This is a genomic window from Cohnella lubricantis (genome assembly GCF_014212015.1).
Lineage (GTDB): Bacteria > Bacillota > Bacilli > Paenibacillales > Paenibacillaceae > Cohnella > Cohnella lubricantis.
In genome coordinates, this window is record NZ_JACJVN010000065.1 from 62,726 (window position 1) to 82,148 (window position 19,423).

Annotated in this window: 15 protein-coding genes; 10 read left to right on the plus strand and 5 right to left on the minus strand. The window is 58.6% G+C overall.

Features of this window, described 5'->3' with window-relative positions; all coding sequences use genetic code 11:
* Window positions 1-3: 3 nt before the first annotated feature.
* From H4Q31_RS17025 to folE, 4 genes are all read left to right on the plus strand, one after another.
* On the plus strand, window positions 4-1,578 hold the full coding sequence (locus H4Q31_RS17025; RefSeq protein ID WP_185180294.1) for a UxaA family hydrolase: 1,575 nt from the start codon (window positions 4-6) through the stop codon (window positions 1,576-1,578).
* On the plus strand, window positions 1,575-1,715 hold the full coding sequence (locus H4Q31_RS17030) for a hypothetical protein (protein WP_185180260.1): 141 nt from the start codon (window positions 1,575-1,577) through the stop codon (window positions 1,713-1,715). The genes H4Q31_RS17025 and H4Q31_RS17030 overlap by 4 nt, the downstream gene beginning before the upstream one ends.
* Window positions 1,716-1,959: 244 nt before the next feature.
* Window positions 1,960-2,184 (plus strand): YneF family protein, encoded by a 225-nt coding sequence (locus tag H4Q31_RS17035; RefSeq protein ID WP_185180261.1) that lies wholly within the window; start codon window positions 1,960-1,962, stop codon window positions 2,182-2,184.
* A 70-nt stretch (window positions 2,185-2,254) separates the two neighbouring features.
* Complete coding sequence (gene folE / locus H4Q31_RS17040; RefSeq protein ID WP_185180262.1) at window positions 2,255-2,848, plus strand: GTP cyclohydrolase I FolE; 594 nt, start codon at window positions 2,255-2,257, stop codon at window positions 2,846-2,848.
* Between the two features lie 95 nt (window positions 2,849-2,943).
* Here the strand turns inward: folE and H4Q31_RS17045 are convergent, their stop codons facing one another.
* Complete coding sequence (locus tag H4Q31_RS17045; RefSeq protein WP_185180263.1) at window positions 2,944-4,695, minus strand: methyl-accepting chemotaxis protein; 1,752 nt, start codon at window positions 4,693-4,695, stop codon at window positions 2,944-2,946.
* Window positions 4,696-4,955: 260 nt separating this feature from the next.
* Window positions 4,956-5,699: a Crp/Fnr family transcriptional regulator gene (locus tag H4Q31_RS17050; RefSeq protein WP_185180264.1), complete on the minus strand. Its 744-nt coding sequence runs from the start codon at window positions 5,697-5,699 to the stop codon at window positions 4,956-4,958.
* Window positions 5,700-5,823: 124 nt separating this feature from the next.
* Here H4Q31_RS17050 and mobA point away from each other — a divergent pair, with 124 nt between their 5' ends.
* From mobA to H4Q31_RS17075, 5 genes are all read left to right on the plus strand, one after another.
* On the plus strand, window positions 5,824-6,486 hold the full coding sequence (mobA, locus tag H4Q31_RS17055) for a molybdenum cofactor guanylyltransferase (RefSeq protein ID WP_185180265.1): 663 nt from the start codon (window positions 5,824-5,826) through the stop codon (window positions 6,484-6,486).
* Window positions 6,487-6,576: 90 nt separating this feature from the next.
* Window positions 6,577-8,847 (plus strand): formate C-acetyltransferase, encoded by a 2,271-nt coding sequence (gene pflB / locus H4Q31_RS17060; protein ID WP_185180266.1) that lies wholly within the window; start codon window positions 6,577-6,579, stop codon window positions 8,845-8,847.
* A 42-nt stretch (window positions 8,848-8,889) separates the two neighbouring features.
* Window positions 8,890-9,648, plus strand: a complete 759-nt coding sequence (gene pflA, locus H4Q31_RS17065; protein ID WP_185180267.1) for a pyruvate formate-lyase-activating protein — start codon at window positions 8,890-8,892, stop codon at window positions 9,646-9,648.
* Window positions 9,649-9,764: 116 nt separating this feature from the next.
* Window positions 9,765-10,841: a Gfo/Idh/MocA family protein gene (locus H4Q31_RS17070; protein ID WP_185180268.1), complete on the plus strand. Its 1,077-nt coding sequence runs from the start codon at window positions 9,765-9,767 to the stop codon at window positions 10,839-10,841.
* A gap of 186 nt (window positions 10,842-11,027) precedes the next feature.
* Complete coding sequence (locus tag H4Q31_RS17075) at window positions 11,028-12,638, plus strand: sensor domain-containing diguanylate cyclase (protein ID WP_185180269.1); 1,611 nt, start codon at window positions 11,028-11,030, stop codon at window positions 12,636-12,638.
* A gap of 323 nt (window positions 12,639-12,961) precedes the next feature.
* Here H4Q31_RS17075 and H4Q31_RS17080 read toward each other — a convergent pair whose 3' ends face one another.
* Window positions 12,962-13,987 (minus strand): alpha/beta hydrolase, encoded by a 1,026-nt coding sequence (locus H4Q31_RS17080; protein WP_185180270.1) that lies wholly within the window; start codon window positions 13,985-13,987, stop codon window positions 12,962-12,964.
* A gap of 234 nt (window positions 13,988-14,221) precedes the next feature.
* On the opposite strand from H4Q31_RS17080, the gene H4Q31_RS17085 reads away from it, so the two are divergent.
* Window positions 14,222-14,974, plus strand: a complete 753-nt coding sequence (locus tag H4Q31_RS17085; protein WP_185180271.1) for an IclR family transcriptional regulator — start codon at window positions 14,222-14,224, stop codon at window positions 14,972-14,974.
* 539 nt (window positions 14,975-15,513) lie between these two features.
* Here H4Q31_RS17085 and H4Q31_RS17090 read toward each other — a convergent pair.
* Together H4Q31_RS17090 and acnA are read right to left on the minus strand one after the other, a co-directional pair.
* Entirely contained in the window at window positions 15,514-16,560 is a 1,047-nt protein-coding gene (locus tag H4Q31_RS17090; protein ID WP_185180272.1) for a YlbL family protein, read from the minus strand.
* 138 nt (window positions 16,561-16,698) lie between these two features.
* Window positions 16,699-19,413, minus strand: a complete 2,715-nt coding sequence (gene acnA, locus H4Q31_RS17095; RefSeq protein WP_185180295.1) for an aconitate hydratase AcnA — start codon at window positions 19,411-19,413, stop codon at window positions 16,699-16,701.
* Between the last annotated feature and the right edge of the window lie 10 nt (window positions 19,414-19,423).

Below are 19,423 nucleotides of genomic sequence, written 5' to 3' on the forward strand. Positions count from 1 at the left end.
CCAATGGCAAGCGGAGCTGCCGGCGACACAATAGCGGCAGCGACGGAGGCCGGCTCGGCTGGCGATACGGTCGTGCTGAGCCCTCGCGACGATGTCGCTGTAGCGCTGCGCGACATCCGGGCGGGCGAGACCGTCAGCCTGCCGGCTGGAGACGGCGGTGAGCTGAGGACGGTGCATGCGCAGCAGGATGTGCCGCGCGGGCACAAGCTGGCGCTGCGTCCGATCGAAGCGGGACGTCACGTGCATAAGTTCGGCTATTCGATCGGCGTCGCCAAGGAGGAGATTCCAGTTGGCTGCTGGGTGCATACGCACAATCTGAAGACGGGGCTCGGCGCTGTGCTGGAGTACACGTATAGTCCTTCCTCGGCCCAAGAAGCTGCCGGCACTCCTTGGCCGGGAGGCCGGACGACCTTCCAAGGCTACGTGCGCGAGAACGGAGAAGTCGGCATTCGCAACGAGATTTGGATTATCAACACGGTCGGCTGCATCAGCAAGACGTGCGAGACGCTTGCCCGGCTCGGCTCGAAGCAGTTCGAGGGACGAGGCATCGACGGCGTCTATCATTTTCCCCATCCGTTCGGCTGCTCCCAGCTCGGCGACGACTTGACGGCAACACAGAAGCTGCTCGCCGCACTCGTACGGCACGGCAATGCGGCCGGCGTGCTGGTTGTCGGGCTCGGCTGCGAGAACAATCAGATCGAGTCGTTCCGGCAAGTGATCGGCGATTACAGCCCGGATCGCGTGAGGTTCATGAAGTCGCAAGAGGTGGAGGATGAACTGGAGGAGGGGCTGTCGCTGATCGGCGAGCTGGTCGATTACGCGGAGCGGTTCAGCCGGCAGGAGGTTCCGCTGTCCAAGCTGCGCATCGGGTTGAAGTGCGGCGGCTCGGACGGCTTCTCGGGCATTACCGCCAATCCGCTCGTCGGCCGCGCGGCGGATGCCATCACGTCGGCTGGCGGGACAGCGCTGCTGACCGAAGTGCCGGAGATGTTCGGGGCGGAGACGATATTGATGGATCGAGCAGCAGACGAAGGCGTCTTCCACGATATTGTGGAGCTGATCAACGGCTTCAAGTCTTACTTCATTCGTCACGGGCATGAGATCTATGAGAATCCATCCCCGGGCAACAAGGACGGCGGCATTACGACGCTGGAGGAGAAGTCGCTCGGCTGCACGCAGAAGGGCGGCCATGCGACGGTTACGGACGTGCTGCTCTACGGTGAGCCGTCCCGCAAGCCGGGACTCAATCTCGTGCAAGCTCCTGGCAACGATCTCGTGTCCGTTACCGCATTGTCCGCTGCCGGCGCGCATGTCGTGCTCTTCACGACCGGGCGGGGGACGCCGTTCGGCGGGCCGGTGCCGACGGTGAAGATTGCCACGAACAGCCAGTTGGCGGCGCACAAGAAGAATTGGATCGACTTCGACGCCGGCCGTCTGATCGAAGGGATGAGCATGGAGGCGCTTCGAGACGAGCTGCTTGAGCTGATCGCCGGCATCGCTTCGGGCGAGCGGCAGACGCACAACGAACGGAACGGGTTCCGCGAGATTGCGATTTTCAAGGATGGCGTTATGCTGTGAACAATATCGATTGGGAAGAGGCCAGCCTGCGGGTTGGCCTCTTCGTCTATGCGGGGCGCGCGCTAATCGACTCGGCAGATCAGAACAGGGTTAACCATAATAAGGCCATCCTGATGAATCCCAATACAAATCGCTGATGAGCAGCTTCGGAGCGCCGTTCTCCGCCACACTCTCCCCGGACATCCCTCCTCTCGAATGGCGGGGGATCGATTCGTTGCTTGCTGCAGGCATCCCCTTTTCCTTCCATATGAAATATGCGCCATTTTAGACCAACGGTTTGCCCTTGATTGCGGGGCCATGCTATGATATAGGACAGTCCTTCTTGCGGCCTATGCGAGCAGGAAGATGGATTGATTACAGATAGTCGGAGGGACCTTTCTTATGTGGACCGTTATTATTGCAGTAATTACGCTGATCGTCGGCTTAGTGGTTGGATTTATCGGGGGCGTGTTCTATCTGCGCAGCCAAATGACGAAGATGCAGAGCAACCCGGAGATGCTGGCGAAGATGGCCAAACAGATGGGCTACAATATGAACAAGCAGCAGTTGAGCAAAGCTCAGCAGATGATGAAGCAACAGAACTTCAACAAGAAGGGCCGCAAGTAAGGCTCGGCTGTTCATTGCCGAATGGCGTGCCCAAGGATAGAAGCGCCGTGCGGCGGAAGGAGGGGTTGGAATGTCTGGAGTGAAGGATTATAGCAACTCGAGCGTGTCGGCTAATCGGGAGAAGATCGAGCATCACGTCCGCGAGATTCTGAAGCTGATCGGGGAGGACGTCGAACGGGAAGGCCTGCTCGATACGCCGGCTCGGGTGACCCGAATGTATGAAGAGATCTTCGCGGGGTACGAGGTTGATCCGCGGGACGTGCTCGGCGTCACCTTCGACGAGAAGCACGAGGAGCTCGTGATCGTGAAGGACATCGTCTATTACAGCCAGTGCGAGCATCACATGGCTCCGTTCTTCGGCAAAGCGCACATCGGCTATATCCCGAGCGGCAAGATCGCCGGCCTCAGCAAGCTGGCGCGTCTGGTCGAAGCGATCACGCGGCGGCTGCAAGTGCAGGAGCGGATTACGTCGCAGATCGCGGATATTCTAGAGGAAGTGCTGCAGCCGCACGGCGTCATGGTCGTTGTACAAGGCGAGCACTTGTGCATGTGCTCCCGCGGCGTCAAGAAGCCGGGCAGCAAGACGATCACTTCCGCGGTGCGCGGGGAGTTCCGGACCAGTCCTGCGCTGCGCTCGGAGTTCTTGTCCTTGATCAAGGAATAAGGCCATATTAGCGGTTGAAAAGTAAAAGAAGGCTCTCTCCGGGTCCATGCATTGGCCCGGAGAGAGCCTTCTTTGTCGTGCGATCTTCGTCGGCGTTACAGGCGGAAGCGTCCGATCTCTTCTCTGAGCCCGTCCGCCAGCTCGCGGAGGTGAGTAGACGAGCCCGCGACTTCTTCGATCGTCGCGAGCTGCTCTTGCGAGGCGGCTGCCACCTGAGCCGTTTGGTCCGTCGCGTTCGCCGCGATGCGTTCAAGCTCTTCGAGCGAAGCTGCGATCTCTTCGCTGCTGGCGGACATCTCTTCGGAAGCGGCGGATACTTCCTGCACTTGGGCCGTTACCTTCCGGATCGATTCGACGATGGATCGGAACGTCTCGCCGGCGCGCTCGGCGACGACGGAACCCGAGCGAACTTCCGTCATCGTCGCCGTCAATGCGCCAACGGACTGCTGAATGCTGGCATCGGCATTCTGCAGCATCTCGGTAATCTGTTCGGACGATACGCGGGAGCTCTCCGCCAGCTTGCGGATCTCCGTCGCTACGACGGCGAAGCCTCTGCCGTGCTCGCCTGCGCGGGCAGCCTCGATGGAGGCATTCAGGGCCAGAAGGTTGGTGCGCTTCGCTACGTCGGAGATCATGACCAGAATGTCGTTGATCTGGCTGCTTAGCTCAGCTACGTTCTGCATACTGCCAACCGTTGTGCTGACATTCCGCTCGATGGACTGCATCTGGGTGACGGTCGATAGAATGACGGATTCTCCGTCCGAAGCCCGCCTCGAGGTGTCGGCTGCAAGTTCGGAGACGACAGACGAGGATTCGGCGATCCGTTGAATGCCAAGCGCCATCTCGCTCATCGAACGCTGGCATTCCTGCGAGCTCTGCAGCTGCGTCTCGGAACCCGCCGAGACGGCTTGCACGGACTTGGCGATCTCCTGAGTAGCGCGCGAAGTCTGCTCGGAGCTCATCTGCAGATCAAGCGCGGCTTGCGAGACTTCGCTCGACGTGCTCTGAATCTGCTGAACGAGACTGCGCAGGCCGGAGAGCATTTGGTTGAAGGCTTGCGACGCCCGGCCCACTTCGTTGCTGCCATTGACTTGAACGGATACCGTCAAGTCTCCTCCCGCAGCCTGCCCCGCCACTGCGGCTAATCGGCGAAGCGGCTTCAGCGTCTGCATCATGAATAGGCACACCAGAACGATCGCAACGATGCCGATGCCGCCGCCGATCGCGATCGACTGCCACATCGCCTGCAGCATTCTCTTCTGCATTGCGCCGTAGTCGAAGTCGATGCCGAACAAGCCGATCGGCTTGCCGCTGTTGTTCTTTATCGTCCCGAGGTACGTGATCCAGGTTCCATAATCGTCCGAATACGGATCGGACATCGCGTAACCATTGTTAATGGCTTCGGTATAGGTCTGCTGGAATACGGCGGACATCTCATAATCAGATCCTGGCACGACGCCTGCCTTAGCCAGCCCGGAATCCGTCTGGAGCGTCTTCAGGTAGCTCTTGCCGTCCGTTGTGGCGATGTCCGGAAGCATGATGTAGGAATTCATGATGTCGGGATCCGTGACGATTCCATCGAACAGCCGCCGCAGCGTCGTAAACACCGCGTCGCCGGTCTTATTGGTCGAGAGGAACATCGAAGCGTTATTAATGAGAGCGCTGTTCGCATTCATCTGCGAGGCGAGAGTCGAACCGATTGCCTGCATCTGCTCTGTCTCAGTGCTCTTCTGGGTTCGGTAAGAGATCGTGACTAGACTTCCGACGACAACGACGAACAGGATGGAAATGATGACGCTGCTCGTTAGAATAAGACTTCTGTTGCGATAGAAACGTACAATGGACAACATCAATCACCTCGTATAGAAATCATAGAATGTATGCAAAACTTCGATTGTTATGGGTATGCCTTCCTAGTATAGAAGGTTTTTTTGAGTAGATTAAGCCCGATGTAAGGTATTTCCGAGAGAAAATTTCTATTTTTCAAAGAAATCGATTGAACGCCGCTGATATTTGTCGACTCGCGACAAAAAAGCGCCCTCTCCGCTTGGGAGAAGGCACTCTATAGAAATGCAGTATGCATAGGCGCTCCGAATCATCTCTAATCTCACATCCGGCAAATCTCCAGCGGGCAATTCTCGCAGCGGCAGACACCTCGCAAATAGTCCATGTCCTTCACGACGAGATGACCGTCCTTCACGGCAACCACGTTCTCCTTGCGCAAATCCGCCAGCATTCGGTTAACGCATTCCCGAGTCGCGCCGATCATGTCCGCCATCTCGGTATGGTTGATCTTAAGCGAGATCTTCGTGCCGTCTTTATCCAGCGTTCCGTTCGAATTGCACAGCCGGATCAGAAGCGAGCACAGCGCACCGGACTTGCCGTAGAGCATTAAGTCCCGGAACTTCGTCTGCGTCATCCGATGCATAAGCCCCATCCACTTCATGAACTCAATCGCAAGATCTCCATGCTGCCAGAGCAGCACCTCCAGGTCGGCTGTCTGGATCATGCCGATCTCCCCGTCCTCGAGTACTTCTGCGTTGAAGGAATGGACCTGGTTCTGAAAAGGATCCAGCTGCCCGTACAGGTCCCCGTGCTGGAGCAGATAGAGCGTGATGTGCCGGCCGCTGTCGGATGTCTTCGTAATGCGAACCCTTCCCCGGCGAATGAAGATCAGCTTATCGGCGGGATCGCCTTCCCAGAACAGCACGCTGCCTTTCTCGATCGGCTTGGTATACATCACGCTTTGCAGCTTGGCGAAGCTGTCTGCGGAGAAGAAGCGGGCAGTGCCGTTGAGCGGTTCGTTCGTTATGGGAAGTCTTGCTGTCCTGCTCGCCGTTGTCGTCGTCATGCGAGTCACGCTCCTTTATTTCTTGTTGGCTTTATTGTAACGCTAATAGAATCTCGGGGTTATGAGGGGATCGACTGAATGTTGCGGGGGGAATTCCCTGATTTTTGAGCAGGGGATATCCGGAATGACCTATATCACTGCGGAGCAGATGCTGCGTGTCGTTAAATGGGGGAGACGATGGATGAAAGGAGAGAATCGCATGCTAAGCGGCATTATTCTGGCAGGCGGCATTACCTCCGGCATTCGCGGCGGGATGAAGTCGCTGTACCCGTTGGAGGGCGAGACGCTGATCGAACGGCAGATTCGCTTAATGAAGCAGCTATGCGACGAGATTATCGTCGTGACGAATTCGCCGCGCTCTTATTTGCACTGCGTACCGCCGCAGGTTCGGATCGTGTCGGATTACAAGCCGGGCTCCGGGCCTCTCGGAGGGATGGCGGCGGGCCTGTCGCTTGCTCAGCAGCCTTTCGCATGGATTGTCGGCTGCGATATGCCATATCTGTCGCCAGATGCAGCCAAGTGGATGATGAAGCGGCTTCTTCCCGGCACAGACGCTGTCTGGGCGTCGGATCTGAACGGCATCTACCCGCTGCACGGCGTATATGACTGCCGCTGCGCGCCCCAGTTAACGTCGATGGTCGACGCCGGCAAGACTTCGCTCAGGGATCTCCCTTATGCAGTGGCTTGGGAAGAGGTGACCGAAGGGGAGTGCAGGCAGATGGGGTTCGGGTTTGACTTTGTCACGAAGCTCGGCAGACGGCTAGAAGCGGAGCCTGCGACAATGTGATTTGCATCATAGTTGGAGCCTCGCAGAGAGCGTACGCTTAATTCGAGCAGGCGGGCAGCGACGGCGCAGAAGAATGGGAGGAGATTCACAATGGCGAAGCTTGAAGACGAAGTGAGGAAGGCTTTGACGGAAGAACATCCTTGGCGGAATTTCGCAGATGGTCCGTGGCAGGAGCGGGTGGACGTCGCAGGGTTTATTCAATTGAACGTGAGTCCATACGAAGGAGACGAAGCCTTCCTTGCTCCGCCGACGCAAGAGACGTTGGCATTGTGGGAGCAGGTTCTTGAACTGATGAAGCGCGAGCGGGAGAACGGCGGCGTTCTGGACGTGGATACGGAGACGATATCAACGATTATCTCTCACGCGCCAGGCTATATCGATCAGACGAGAGAGAGAATCGTCGGCCTTCAGACCGACGCTCCGCTCAAACGGTCCATTCAGCCATTCGGAGGCATACGGATGGTCGTCGATGCCTGCGAGGCATACGGCTACAAGCTGCCAGCCGATATCGAGCGGTTGTTCACCGATGTTCGCAAGACGCATAATCAAGGCGTGTTCGATGCTTACACGACGGAGATGAGAACGGCGCGCAAAGCGGCCATCATTACGGGGCTGCCGGACGCCTACGGCCGGGGGCGAATCATCGGTGATTATCGCCGAGTGGCGCTGTACGGTACGGATCGGCTTGCAACTGAGAAGCGCAAGGAATTGCTGGAGCTCGAAAGCGAGGCGATGTCGGAGCCGATCATCCGCTTGCGCGAGGAGCTGTCCGAGCAGATTCGGAGTCTAGGCGAATTGACGGAGATGGCGAAGTCGTACGGCTTCGACATCAAGCGGCCGGCCGCCAATGCGCGCGAGGCGTTCCAGTGGCTGTACTTCGCGTATCTGGCGGCGATCAAGGAGCAGAACGGCGCGGCTATGAGCCTTGGACGGGTGTCTAGCTTCCTGGATATCTACATCGAGCGGGACATCGGAGAAGGGGCGCTGACGGAAGACGAAGCCCAAGAGCTGGTAGACCACTTCGTCATGAAGCTTCGGTTGGTGAAGTTCCTGCGGACGCCGGACTACAACGAGCTGTTCAGCGGCGACCCGACGTGGGTGACAGAATCGATCGGCGGCATGGGGCTGGACGGCCGGACCCTCGTTACGCGGGGTTCGTTCCGATTCCTGCACACGTTGTACAACTTAGGGCCGGCTCCGGAGCCGAACCTGACGGTGCTCTGGTCGGAGCATCTGCCCGAAGGCTTCAAGCGGTACTGCGCGAAGGTGTCGATCGAGACGAGCTCGATCCAGTACGAGAACGATGAGCTGATGCGTCCGATGTACGGCGACGACTACGGCATCGCCTGCTGCGTATCGGCGATGAGGATCGGCAAGCAGATGCAGTTCTTCGGCGCTCGCGCCAATCTGGCGAAGGCGCTGCTCTACGCAATCAATGGAGGCGTGGACGAGAAGCTGGGTATCCAAGTCGGTCCTAAGATGGAGCCGATGACAGGCGATACGCTCGATTACCACGAAGTGATGCGCCGCTACGACGAAGTGCTGGAATGGCTGGCCGGACTTTATATCGACACGCTTAATGTCATTCACTACATGCATGACAAGTACTGCTATGAACGTATCGAGATGGCGCTTCACGACCGCGATATCATCCGCACGATGGCGACGGGCATCGCGGGCCTGTCGGTTGTCGCCGACAGCCTAAGCGCGATCAAGTATGCGAAGGTTCGCCCGATTCGCGATGCGAGAGGCATTGCCGCAGACTTCGAGATCGAAGGCGATTATCCGCAATACGGCAATAATGACGAACGGGCCGATCAGATCGCGACTTGGCTGGCCGAGACGTTCATTGCGAAGCTTCGCAAGCACAAGACATACCGCGATTCGATTCCGACGCTGTCGGTCTTAACGATTACGTCGAATGTGGTCTATGGCAAGAAGACGGGGACGACGCCGGACGGACGCAAGGCGGGCGAGCCCTTCGCTCCGGGCGCCAATCCAATGCACGGCCGCGACCGCAAGGGTGCGCTGGCGTCGCTCGGCTCCGTCGCCAAGATTCCGTATGAGAGCTGCCAAGACGGTATCTCCAACACCTTTTCGATCATCCCGAAGGCATTGGGCAAAGAAGATGAGACGCGTGTCTCGAACCTCGTCTCGATGCTGGACGCATATACGGCTACAGGCGGGCACCATCTGAACGTCAACGTGTTCAACCGCGAGCAGTTGCTCGACGCGATGGAGCATCCGGAGTTGTATCCGCAGCTGACCATTCGCGTGTCGGGATACGCCGTCAACTTCATCAAGCTCACAAGAGAGCAGCAGATGGATGTGCTGAATCGGACGTTCCACGGCACAATTTAAAGAAGCAACGCATTCATGATGAGGTAGAAGGGCGTGATGTCCATGTTATCATTAGGGCGTATTCACTCTATGGACACCTGCGGCACCGTAGACGGCCCGGGCATCCGCTTCGTGCTGTTCATGCAAGGCTGCGCGCTGCAGTGCGGCTACTGCCACAATCCGGACACTTGGAGCACCGATAAGGGCATGAGGTTGACCGTCGATGAGGTGCTTGCCGAGATTGAGCCATACGTCCCTTATTATCTTCGTTCGGGAGGCGGCATCACAGTCACGGGGGGTGAACCTACGCTGCAGGCGCCGTTCGTCGCTAAGCTGTTCGCTGAGTGCAAGCGCCGCTGGGGGCTGCATACAGCGCTGGATACTTCCGGGTTCTGCGATCCCAGCCACGCCGAGGAGCTCATGGCCGTCACCGACCTTGTGCTGCTGGACTTGAAGCTAATGGACCAGGAGCGCCATATGGAGCTGACCAGCCAGCCGAACGATCGGATACTAGCATTCGCGCGCTGGCTGGCGGAGCGGAATCAGGACGTGTGGATCCGGCGAGTGCTGGTTCCCGGAGTCACTGACGATTACCGGGAATTGACCTTGCTCGGCCGCTTCATCGCCCGCCTCGGCAACGTCCGCAAGCTGGAGCTGCTCCCGTATCATCGGATGGGCGTGTACAAGTGGGAGGCGCTAGGCAAGGAATATCCGTTGGAGGGCATTCGGGCGGCAACCGAGAAGGATGTCGCCCGGGCGAAGGCAGTTATTGACGCGGCGGAGACCTCGGATTTGGGTCAAGGATACCCACGTCGGATATAAATATAGCCAAATCGGACATCGTAATGGCAGAGGGCCTTGCAGTATGATGACGTTGTAGCCTTGCGGCCGGACAACCGGAACGGCCGCGCGAATCGATTACAACGGAGGGGTCGCCCATGGGTTCTTCTGACCAAGTCCGCATCGGCCTGATCGGCGCGGGCAATATCGGCAACGTGCACCTGCAAGAATTCGGCAAGCTGGAACATGACTGCAAGATAACGGCTATTACGGATGCTTATCTGCCTCTGGCGGAGCAGCGCGCGAAGCAGTACGGCATTGAGACCGTCGCGCCTTCGCCGGAGGCGCTCATTGCGCGAAGCGACATCGACGCGGTTATCATCGGCGTGCCGAACAAGTATCACGCGCCGTTGGCCGTTCAGGCACTGGAGAGCGGCAAGCATGTGCTGCTGGAGAAGCCTATGGGGCTGGACTCCGCGGCGGCGAAGGATATCGTGCGCGCGCAGAGGCGTACAGGCAAGACGCTGATGGTCGCGCATCAGATGCGATGGGATTGGCTTCCGCTGCAGGTGAAGGCGCAGATCGAGCGCGGCGAGCTGGGCCATATCTACACTGCGAAGACCGGCTGGTATCGCCGCAAGGGGATTCCGGGCTGGGGCACATGGTTCACCCAGCATGCGGAATCGGGCGGCGGCCCGCTCATCGACATCGGCGTCCATATGCTGGATTTGGCCTTCCACCTCATGGGCGAGCCGAAGCCGATATCGGTATACGGTTCTACGTATGCCGAATTCGGTCCCCGCAAGAAGGGGATCGGCGGCTGGGGCAAGCCGGATTGGAACGGCACGTACGACGTCGAGGACCTGGCGACGGCCATTATTAAGATGGACAACGGCGCGTCGCTGACGCTCGAGGTGAGCTGGGCTGTCCATATGAATACGGACAGCAATCCGTTCGTGCATCTGATGGGCTCGGAAGGCGGCGTATACTTGAGCGGCAATGAAGGCAAGTTCCTGATGGAACGCTTCGATCAGCCGATTGACGTTCCGCTGACGACGCCGAACGATGACGAGGGCGCCCGCGTTCGCCTGTCCCGCCACTTCCTGGAGTGCGTCCGCGAGGGCAAGACGCCGTGGACCTCGGCCGAGACCGGGCTGCGCAGCAATCTGATCATCGATGCGATCTATGAATCCTCCCGCACAGGCGGCGAGGTCAAGCTGGACTGGAGCCTTTAATCAAGGCAGCCTCTCCATCTCATTCCGATCCGATGCACCAAGCTATCCCAAGGCTGACGCCTTGCGGATGGCTTTTTTCTATTGATGCTCTGCAAGGATATTCAAATATGATAGAATAGGAAGAGCTGGTCGAAATATGTCGAACAATGTCAATTATATTTTCGAAGGGCAGGAATGGTCCTCCAAATGCACTATTGGCATGAGAGAAAGAAAGGCTTCAAGCTTAAGCTCTCCTTTATTATATTTATTATCGTTTTTTTCTCGGTGGCCGCTACGTTCACGCTCAATACCCTAGTCAGCTTCAATACGCAGAAGAGCTCGCTGACGAACAATACGCTGGATATGAACTTGATCACTGCGGGGGAGATCAGCCAGACGACGAATACGATTCTGCTGTCGATGCAGGATTCGCTCGAGGCAGCCGCGGAATTCATATCGGATGGGGGCAGCGGGAACCAGAAGAGCGCACAGCATCAGGTGGATTTCCTAAGAGCATCGGTTCCTTACTTCAACTCGGTTGTTCTCGTGGATTCGTCCGGCACCGTGACGGCAGCTTCGCCGGAAGAGCTGGACATCAAGGGCTCGCGGCTGACCTCGGTTCAGTCTCGGGAAGCCCTGGCGGAGAAGAGGCCTCTCGTCTCGGATCCATACATGAGTTTAACCAAGCACATGATCGTGCTGGCTAGCTATCCCGTGTACAGTTCGGACGGGCTATACATGGGGTTCGTTGGCGGTACGATCTACTTGCAGGAATCTAACGTGTTCCAGAAGCTGCTCGGCCAGCAGCGGGTCAACGAGAACGGCTCTTACTTCTATGTGGTGGATGCGGATGGCAATTTGATCTTCCATCCGGAGGCGGCCCGCATCGGCGAGAATGTCTCCGGCAATCCAGCCGTGAAGGAACTGCTTAGCGGCCGAAGCGGCAAGATGGAACTGACGAACACGCTTGGCACAAGCTACTTGGCCGGCTACTCGGTCGTGCCGGCGACCGGATGGGGAATCATCTTCCAGACGCCGACAGAGAACGTGGGAGATAGCGTCGACAACGTCATCTCGCGGATGGCGCTGATCTCCGTTCCTTTGCTGGTGCTGCTGCTGCTGCTCGCCTTGTTCGTGTCGCACAGGCTGGCGTCCCCGATCAACCGGCTGGCATCCGCCGCATCGCGGTTGAAGCGCGGCGATGCGACGGTGAGGGAGCTGCCCGAGGCTAGAAGCATGATTTTCGAAGCGAAGGTGTTGTACGACACAGTGTCGGCTGCGCTCCGCACTCTCGATGAGCGGGCGGAAGTCTACTCGAGGCAGGCCAGAACCGATGTGCTGACCGGCTTGAGGAACCGCCGCCGAATGGAGGCGATCGTGGAAGATTGGGCCAGCCAGCGAGTGCCGTTCTCCGTCATCATGATCGACATTGACCACTTCAAGCAGGTCAACGATACGTTCGGGCATCAGAATGGGGACGAGACGCTTCGTTATGTGGCGGGCATCCTGGTTGAAGAGAAGGGCTCGATGGACCAGTGCTGCCGCTATGGGGGCGAAGAGTTCGCGATTCTCCTGCCATGGCGTTCGGCTGAACAGGCGTTTGAGCTGGCCGAGAGAATCCGGATCCGGACGGAGAATGGGAACAGCCCGACCGGCCAAGTCTTGACGGTGTCGCTCGGAATCTCTGAATTTCCCGCCTTCGCATCAGATGCGAAGGCGCTGTTCAAGCAAGCGGACGAAGCGCTGTACGCGGCCAAGGATGGCGGTCGCAACCGTGCGGTTATTCATAGGCCGGGGAAGAACGATGCTCTAAAGTGAAGCGTAAGCTGATGCGTGAAGGCGCTGTTCAGTTGGTGCGAAAGCTGGTGCGGTAAGCATTAGGAGGATAGTCACGAGCCCTGAGCCGAACCTCGCAGGTTGGTCAGGGCTTGTTTGTCGTCTGCAGCGTCTATGCTGCGTCGGCGTCTTTAGCCGCTATGGAGACTAGGGCGATATCGGTGTTATACGCTGTTGCGGTGATTTAGGCGGCTTCAGTGCTTTAGCGGCTTAGCTGACTTAGGTGACTTAGGTGACTTAGATGACTTAGGTAACTTCGGTGACTGAGGTGACTGAGGTGACTGAGGTGACTGAGGCGGCATATGCTATTGCGCATCTATGCTAGCTAGGGTGTCCGCGTCGATCGCCTGCAGGAAAGCCGTCGTCCGCTGCACGTATTCTTCCGGATGCGTGCGGAAGATCATCTCGTGTATGGCGCCTGGGACGCTCCACAGCTGCGACAGCGGATTCGTCTGGGATGCGGCGATGTTCTCGGAGATGGCGGCCGGCGACTTGTCGTCATCGGTACCGTGGATGAGCAGAATCGGATACGGGAACGCCGTCGATTGGACTTCAGCGGATGGAATCTGATCCAAGCTGGCGCCGGAGAACATCGGGACAAGCTTGCGAATCCATTGGGTAGCCAAGCTCTTCGGAAGGTTCACGTAGCGGTTAATGTTGTAATAGATGGATTCCTCATCCGGGATGAATGTGCTGTCAAGGATCATGCCGTCGATCAGATCGGTCTGCAAGGCTGCCTGAAGCGCGGTTCCGGCTCCCATGGAGAAGCCCCAGACAATCAACTTGGAGCTCCCTTGGGACTTCGCGAACTCAAGCGCTCCCAGCAGCTGCTGCGATTCGGTAACGCCTCCGGTGGCGGGAAGCCGATGCTCGGCGTTGGCATAGCCGTAATCGAACATGAGCACGTTGTAATCCAGTCCGTGCAGCAAGCTAGCGATGTCGTACATCGGTACCCACTCTTCCTCGCGGTTCGTACCGTAGCCGTGGCTGAGCACGACGGTCCGGCCGCTTGCGGACGGAATCCACCAGCCGTTCACCTGCGAGCTGCCGTCCAGGCTCGGGAACGATACGTCTTCATAAGCGAGGCCGCGGGCGAGCATCGGGTTGGAGGCAAGGGCGCCGACCGGCGGGTAGGAGATCGCCCAGGCGGCGACGACGGAGGCGGCGGAGAACAGGAAGAAGGCTGCGGCAATGATGGAGATCAGGGCCGTGGAGATCCAGCCGTACTTCTTCTTCGGGATGGCTGCGGCGGCAGTGAACGATTCATCCGGCAATGCGGGCGCTGGGAGCGCTTCCAGAGGATAAGAGTTATAGGCTGCGGCTGTGCTCATCGTCATCATCTCCTTGCCCATGTGAGTCTGATCGTGTTGAAAAGGTAAATGAAACGATTTCTAATATTAATTTAATCGTATAAGGGCGCATGACCAGCGTCAACGGAGCTTGTCGAATTGTAAGAACGCCGTAATGCAACTGTAATACGGCGATTCCGGCATTTACTCAAGTGGGAGCATCGGTTATACTGAGTGTACCGATGTTTCACAGAGTGAAACCAAGGAGGTTCGGCGATGGAAGAAGAGAAGCGAACGATTCGGGCTGTTGAGCGAGCGCTGGACGTGATGCTCTGCTTCACGACGGGGAGCGATTGGGGACTGACGGAGATCGCCCAGCGAGTGGGCTTGCATAAGAGTACCGTTCATCGAATGCTGGCGACCCTCGAGCAGAAGGGGTTCGTCTTTCGTGACGAAGCGACGGAGAAATACCGGCTCGGCCTCCGCATTCTGGAGCTGTCCGCCCATGCGCGAGCAAGCGATCCTGCCGTCGTGCTGCTGGGTGAGATGGAACGCCTGCGCGACCAGCTCGGAGAGACGGTCAGCTTGTACGTGCGCGATCGGAACGACCGCGTACGTATTCAAGCGGTGCAGAGCGAGCAAGCCGTGCGCCGGGTAGCTCCGGTCGGCGCGCGTCTGCCGCTGACGGTCGGCGCATCGAGCAAGGTGCTGCTCGCCTTCGGCGATGCGGGCGAGCGGGATGCGCTGCTCGCCGAAGTGAGCTGGCCGGCGCCGAAGGATCGGGATGCTTACCTCGAGCAGCTGCAGGAGATTGCGGCGCTTGGCTACGCGACCAGCTTCGAGGAGCGCGAGGCGGGGGCGGCGGCGATCTCGGCGCCGATCTTCGACCGCTCGGGCAAGCTGTACGCGGCGCTGTCGGTATCCGGCCCGTCGAACCGGCTGACGGCGGACATCATGCGCGAACGCGCGCCGGCGGTTATGGAGGCGGCGCGGCGCATGGGAATGCTGCTAGGCGGGACGGGCGTGTAGCCAGCACTATGGTCGCAGTAGCCGCCGCGTGGCGGAGCAATTGCGCAGAACCGCGATCTCTCGCTCAAGAAGGTAATCCAGTTACCTACATTTGCGCAGAACCGCGATTTCTTGCTTAAGAGAGTAATCCAGTTACCTACATTTGCGCGGAACCGCGATTTCTTGCTTAAGAGAGTAATTCAGTTACCTACATTTGCGCGGAACCGCGATTTCTTGCTTAAGATAGTAATTCAGTTACCTACATTTGCGCGGAACCGCGATTTCTCGCACAAGAGAGTAATCCAGTTACCTACATTTGCGCGGAACCGCGATCACTCGCACAGGAGGGTAATCCAGTTACCTACATTTGCGCAGAACCGCGATTTCTCGCACAGGAGGGTAATCCAGTTACCTACATTTGCGAGGAACCGCGATTTCTTGCTTAAGAGAGTAATTCAGTTACCTACATTTGCGCGGAACCGCGATTTCTCGCACAAGAGAGTAATCCATTTACCTACATTTGCGCGGAACCGCGATCTCTTGCTCAAGAAGGATTACTTTCATTTCTTCTCCTCGAGCTCCTCAAGGAAGTTCAGCGCGTCCTGCAGCGACGACACCTTCACGAGCTGCAGATCTAGATTCAGCTTCTTCACCGTCGCTTCGGCCTCGTTCCAATTGCTGTATTGCCCCGACTCGACGTACGGCACCAGGAAGTAATCCGCCTTCTCCCGATCGGCCGCCATCAGCTTGTATTGGATGCCGCCGATCTGGCCGACCGATCCGTCCGCCGCGATCGTGCCGGTGCCCGCGATACGGTAGCCGCGCGTCAGATCCTCGCCTTTGAGCTGCGCTACAATCTCCAGTGTCATCATCAGGCCGGCCGACGGGCCGCCAATATCGTCAAAGTTGAATTTCACAGGATCGGGCGCCGTCACATCCAACACCGCGTCCGGCCTGAAGCCGACGCCGGCTCTTCCCGTCTCGTCCATCTGGATGAGCGGCACCGACACCTCGAACGGCTTGCCGCCGCGCGTGCCGGTCAGCTTAACGACGTCGCCCGGCTTCTTGGCTGACAAGATGCTCGTCAACTCCTGCGGCGACTTGGCTTCTTGCCCGTCAACCGCCGTTATGACGTCCCCTTCCTGAAGGCCATGCTCTCGGGCTTTGGACTGCTCTTCAAGACTGGTAACGATCGTGCCGTCCATAGCGATCTGAATATCCTTCTTCAATGCGGTATAGGCAGCGATCAGCGCCCCGTCCTCCGAGCTGTCCCGCATCCAAGCGAGCAGGTTGCGGTACGCCGCCAGGTTGACGGTGCCGCCCGTCGCGCTCTCCTCTGTCGTGATGTCCATACGCGGATTCAAGCGCGCATAGAGCAGCTCGAATGCGTTCGGCCTGGAACGGGTGGACACGGTTGTGAACAAGAAGGAGCCCTTCTCGTCTAACGGATGCCTGGTCTCGACCCGGGGATGAACGGGTTCGGCAGATCCGGCTTGATAAATCACATAAGGCCAACTCTTAAAGAAAGCGACGACCAGCAGAAGGGCGATGATACCCCCGACAATGGCTGTCCAGTTACGCCTTAACCAATGTCTAATAGCAGCCATCTGGGCTTCACCTCCGTTCCCCATTATAGCGCATCTTCGCTGGTCGGAACAAAATATTCCAGCCAACATGCGGACGGAACAGAACAGCCCGCGGGAGTCGCCTCCCTGCGGGCTGTTCATGCTGCAACTGCAGCTGTCTTATTGCGCTTTGAGCATCTGGCGCAGAACCGTCTGCAGAATGCCGCTGTTGCGGTAGTAGTCGACATCGACCATCGAGTCGAGGCGGACGATAACCGGGAACTCGAACGTCGAGCCGTCTTCGCGCGTTGCGGTGACGGTGATTGTCTGGCCTGGCTGCACGTCGTTGCCCAGACCGGCAATCTCGAACGTCTCGCGGCCGGTGATGCCGAGCGACTTCCAGCTTTGTCCCGGCTGGAACTGCAGCGGGAGTACGCCCATGCCTACGAGGTTAGAGCGGTGAATCCGCTCGAAGCTCTCGGCGATAACCGCCTTGACGCCGAGCAGGAACGTTCCTTTGGCCGCCCAGTCGCGGGAGGAGCCGGTGCCGTACTCTTTGCCTGCGATGACGACGAGATTCGTACCGCTGTCCTGATACTTCATCGATGCATCATAGATGGACATGACTTCATCCGTCGGCAGATACGTAGTAACGCCGCCTTCTGTGCCCGGAGCCACTTGGTTGCGGATCCGAATGTTGGCGAATGTGCCGCGCATCATGACCTCGTGGTGTCCGCGGCGGGAACCGTACGAGTTGAAGTCCTTCTTCTCAACGCCGTGCTCTTGAAGATACTTGCCTGCAGGGCTGTCGGCCTTGATGTTGCCGGCCGGCGAGATATGGTCCGTCGTGACGGAGTCGCCCATCAGCGCGAGGACGCGTGCGCTCTTGATGTCGGCGATGTCGCCTGGCTCGGAGCTCAGTCCGGTGAAGAACGGCGGGTTCGCGATGTAGGTCGACTTCGGATCCCATTCGTACAGTTCGCCCTTCGGCACCGGAATCTTGTTCCACTGCTCGTTCTGCGTGAAGACGTTCTCGTACTTGGCGCGGAACATCGACGGGTTAAGCGACTTGGAGACGGCGTCTTGAATCTCCTCATTCGTCGGCCAGATGTCCTTCAGGTATACCGGCTGGCCTTCCTTGCCGTAGCCAATCGGCTCGCTTGTCAGGTCGATGTTCACGTTGCCGGCAAGCGCGTAAGCGACGACAAGCGGCGGCGAAGCGAGGTAGTTCGCTTTGACCTGCGCGTGGACGCGGCCTTCGAAGTTCCGGTTGCCAGAGAGGACGGCAGCGACGGTCAGGTCGTTATCGGCGATTGCTTCGCTGACTTCGTCCGGAAGCGGGCCGGAGTTGCCGATACAGGTCGCGCAGCCATAGCCGGCTACGTAGAAGCCAAGCTTCTCGAGGTAAGGCAGCAGTCCCGCTTTGGTCAGGTACTCGGTCACGACGAGCGATCCCGGCGTCAGCGAGCTCTTCACGTATTCCGGCTTCGTTAAGCCAAGCTCGACGGCCTTCTTCGCGACGAGACCAGCGCCAACCATAACGCTCGGGTTCGACGTGTTCGTGCAGCTCGTGATCGCGGCGATGACGACGGCTCCCGTGCTGAGCTTGCTCGTCTTGCCGTTCTTATGCTTCACTTCCGCCTCAGCGGCGATCTTCTCTTCGGACAGGCCGTAGCCGCCCTTGTCGATCGGCGTGCGGATGATTTCATTGAATTCCTTCTTCATCGCCGTCAGTTCGACGCGGTCCTGCGGACGCTTCGGTCCAGCGAGGCTCGGCACAATCGTGGACAGGTCGAGCTCGAGGATGTCGGAGAATACCGGATCCGGCGTCTCGTCGGTGCGGAACATGCCTTGCGCCTTGTAATAAGCTTCAACGAGCTCGATCTGCTTCTCGTCGCGGCCGGTCAGGCGCATGTAGTTCAGCGTCTCATTGTCGACCGGGAAGAAGCCGATCGTAGCGCCGTATTCCGGCGCCATGTTGGCGACCGTCGCACGGTCTGCCAGGCTGATGTTGGACAAGCCGGAGCCGAAGAACTCGACGAACTTGCCGACAACGCCTTTCTTGCGGAGCATCTGGGTCACGGTCAGCGCCAGGTCAGTCGCTGTCGCGCCTTCGGCCAAGCGGCCGGTCAGACGGAAGCCGATAACCTCCGGCATGACGAAGTACAGCGGCTGGCCGAGCATGCCGGCTTCAGCTTCGATACCGCCAACGCCCCAGCCCACGACGCCGAGACCGTTGATCATGGTCGTGTGGGAATCGGTGCCGACGAGCGAATCCGGATAGACTTCCGTGACGCCGTCTTTATTCTTCGTCGCAGCTACCGATGCCAGGTACTCCAGATTGACCTGGTGCACGATGCCGGTCGCCGGCGGTACGGCGCGGAAGTTATCGAACGCCGTCTGCGCCCAGCGAAGGAAGCGGTAGCGTTCTTCGTTGCGCTCGAATTCAACATCCATGTTGTATTGCAGAGCATCGGCGGTGCCGAAGGCGTCAACCATGACGGAGTGGTCGATCACGAGATCGACGGGAACGAGCGGGTTGATGCGCTTCGGGTCGCCGCCCGCCTTCTTCACGGTCTCGCGCATGGCGGCCAGGTCGACGACGACGGGTACACCCGTGAAGTCTTGCAGCACAATGCGCGCGGGGATGAACGGAATCTCCTTGTCGTCGCGTCCGTTCGCCCAGTTCGCGAGTTGCTTCACATGCTCCTGCGTAATGGCGCGGCCGTCGAATTGACGGATCGCCGCTTCAAGCAGCACTTTCATGGAGAAGGGCAGCTTGGAGACAGGGCCTGCGCCTTGCGCTTCCAAACCTTGCAGGTTGTAGTACCGGTACGTCTGGCCGGCGGCCTGCAGGTCTGCCTGAACCTGATACGGCAGGTTAGACAATAGAATCAGCCTCCTG

What these genes read in the sequence shown, in the direction of transcription:
- H4Q31_RS17025 (WP_185180294.1), top strand. Translation starts at nt 4, where the DNA reads ATGGCAAGCGGAGCTGCCGGCGACACAATAGCGGCAGCGACGGAGGCC.
- H4Q31_RS17035 (WP_185180261.1), top strand. Translation starts at nt 1,960, where the DNA reads ATGTGGACCGTTATTATTGCAGTAATTACGCTGATCGTCGGCTTAGTG.
- folE (WP_185180262.1), top strand. Translation starts at nt 2,255, where the DNA reads ATGTCTGGAGTGAAGGATTATAGCAACTCGAGCGTGTCGGCTAATCGG.
- H4Q31_RS17050 (WP_185180264.1), bottom strand. Translation starts at nt 5,699, where the DNA reads ATGACGACGACAACGGCGAGCAGGACAGCAAGACTTCCCATAACGAAC.
- mobA (WP_185180265.1), top strand. Translation starts at nt 5,824, where the DNA reads ATGACCTATATCACTGCGGAGCAGATGCTGCGTGTCGTTAAATGGGGG.
- pflB (WP_185180266.1), top strand. Translation starts at nt 6,577, where the DNA reads ATGGCGAAGCTTGAAGACGAAGTGAGGAAGGCTTTGACGGAAGAACAT.
- pflA (WP_185180267.1), top strand. Translation starts at nt 8,890, where the DNA reads ATGTTATCATTAGGGCGTATTCACTCTATGGACACCTGCGGCACCGTA.
- H4Q31_RS17070 (WP_185180268.1), top strand. Translation starts at nt 9,765, where the DNA reads ATGGGTTCTTCTGACCAAGTCCGCATCGGCCTGATCGGCGCGGGCAAT.
- H4Q31_RS17075 (WP_185180269.1), top strand. Translation starts at nt 11,028, where the DNA reads ATGCACTATTGGCATGAGAGAAAGAAAGGCTTCAAGCTTAAGCTCTCC.
- H4Q31_RS17080 (WP_185180270.1), bottom strand. Translation starts at nt 13,987, where the DNA reads ATGAGCACAGCCGCAGCCTATAACTCTTATCCTCTGGAAGCGCTCCCA.
- H4Q31_RS17085 (WP_185180271.1), top strand. Translation starts at nt 14,222, where the DNA reads ATGGAAGAAGAGAAGCGAACGATTCGGGCTGTTGAGCGAGCGCTGGAC.
- H4Q31_RS17090 (WP_185180272.1), bottom strand. Translation starts at nt 16,560, where the DNA reads ATGGCTGCTATTAGACATTGGTTAAGGCGTAACTGGACAGCCATTGTC.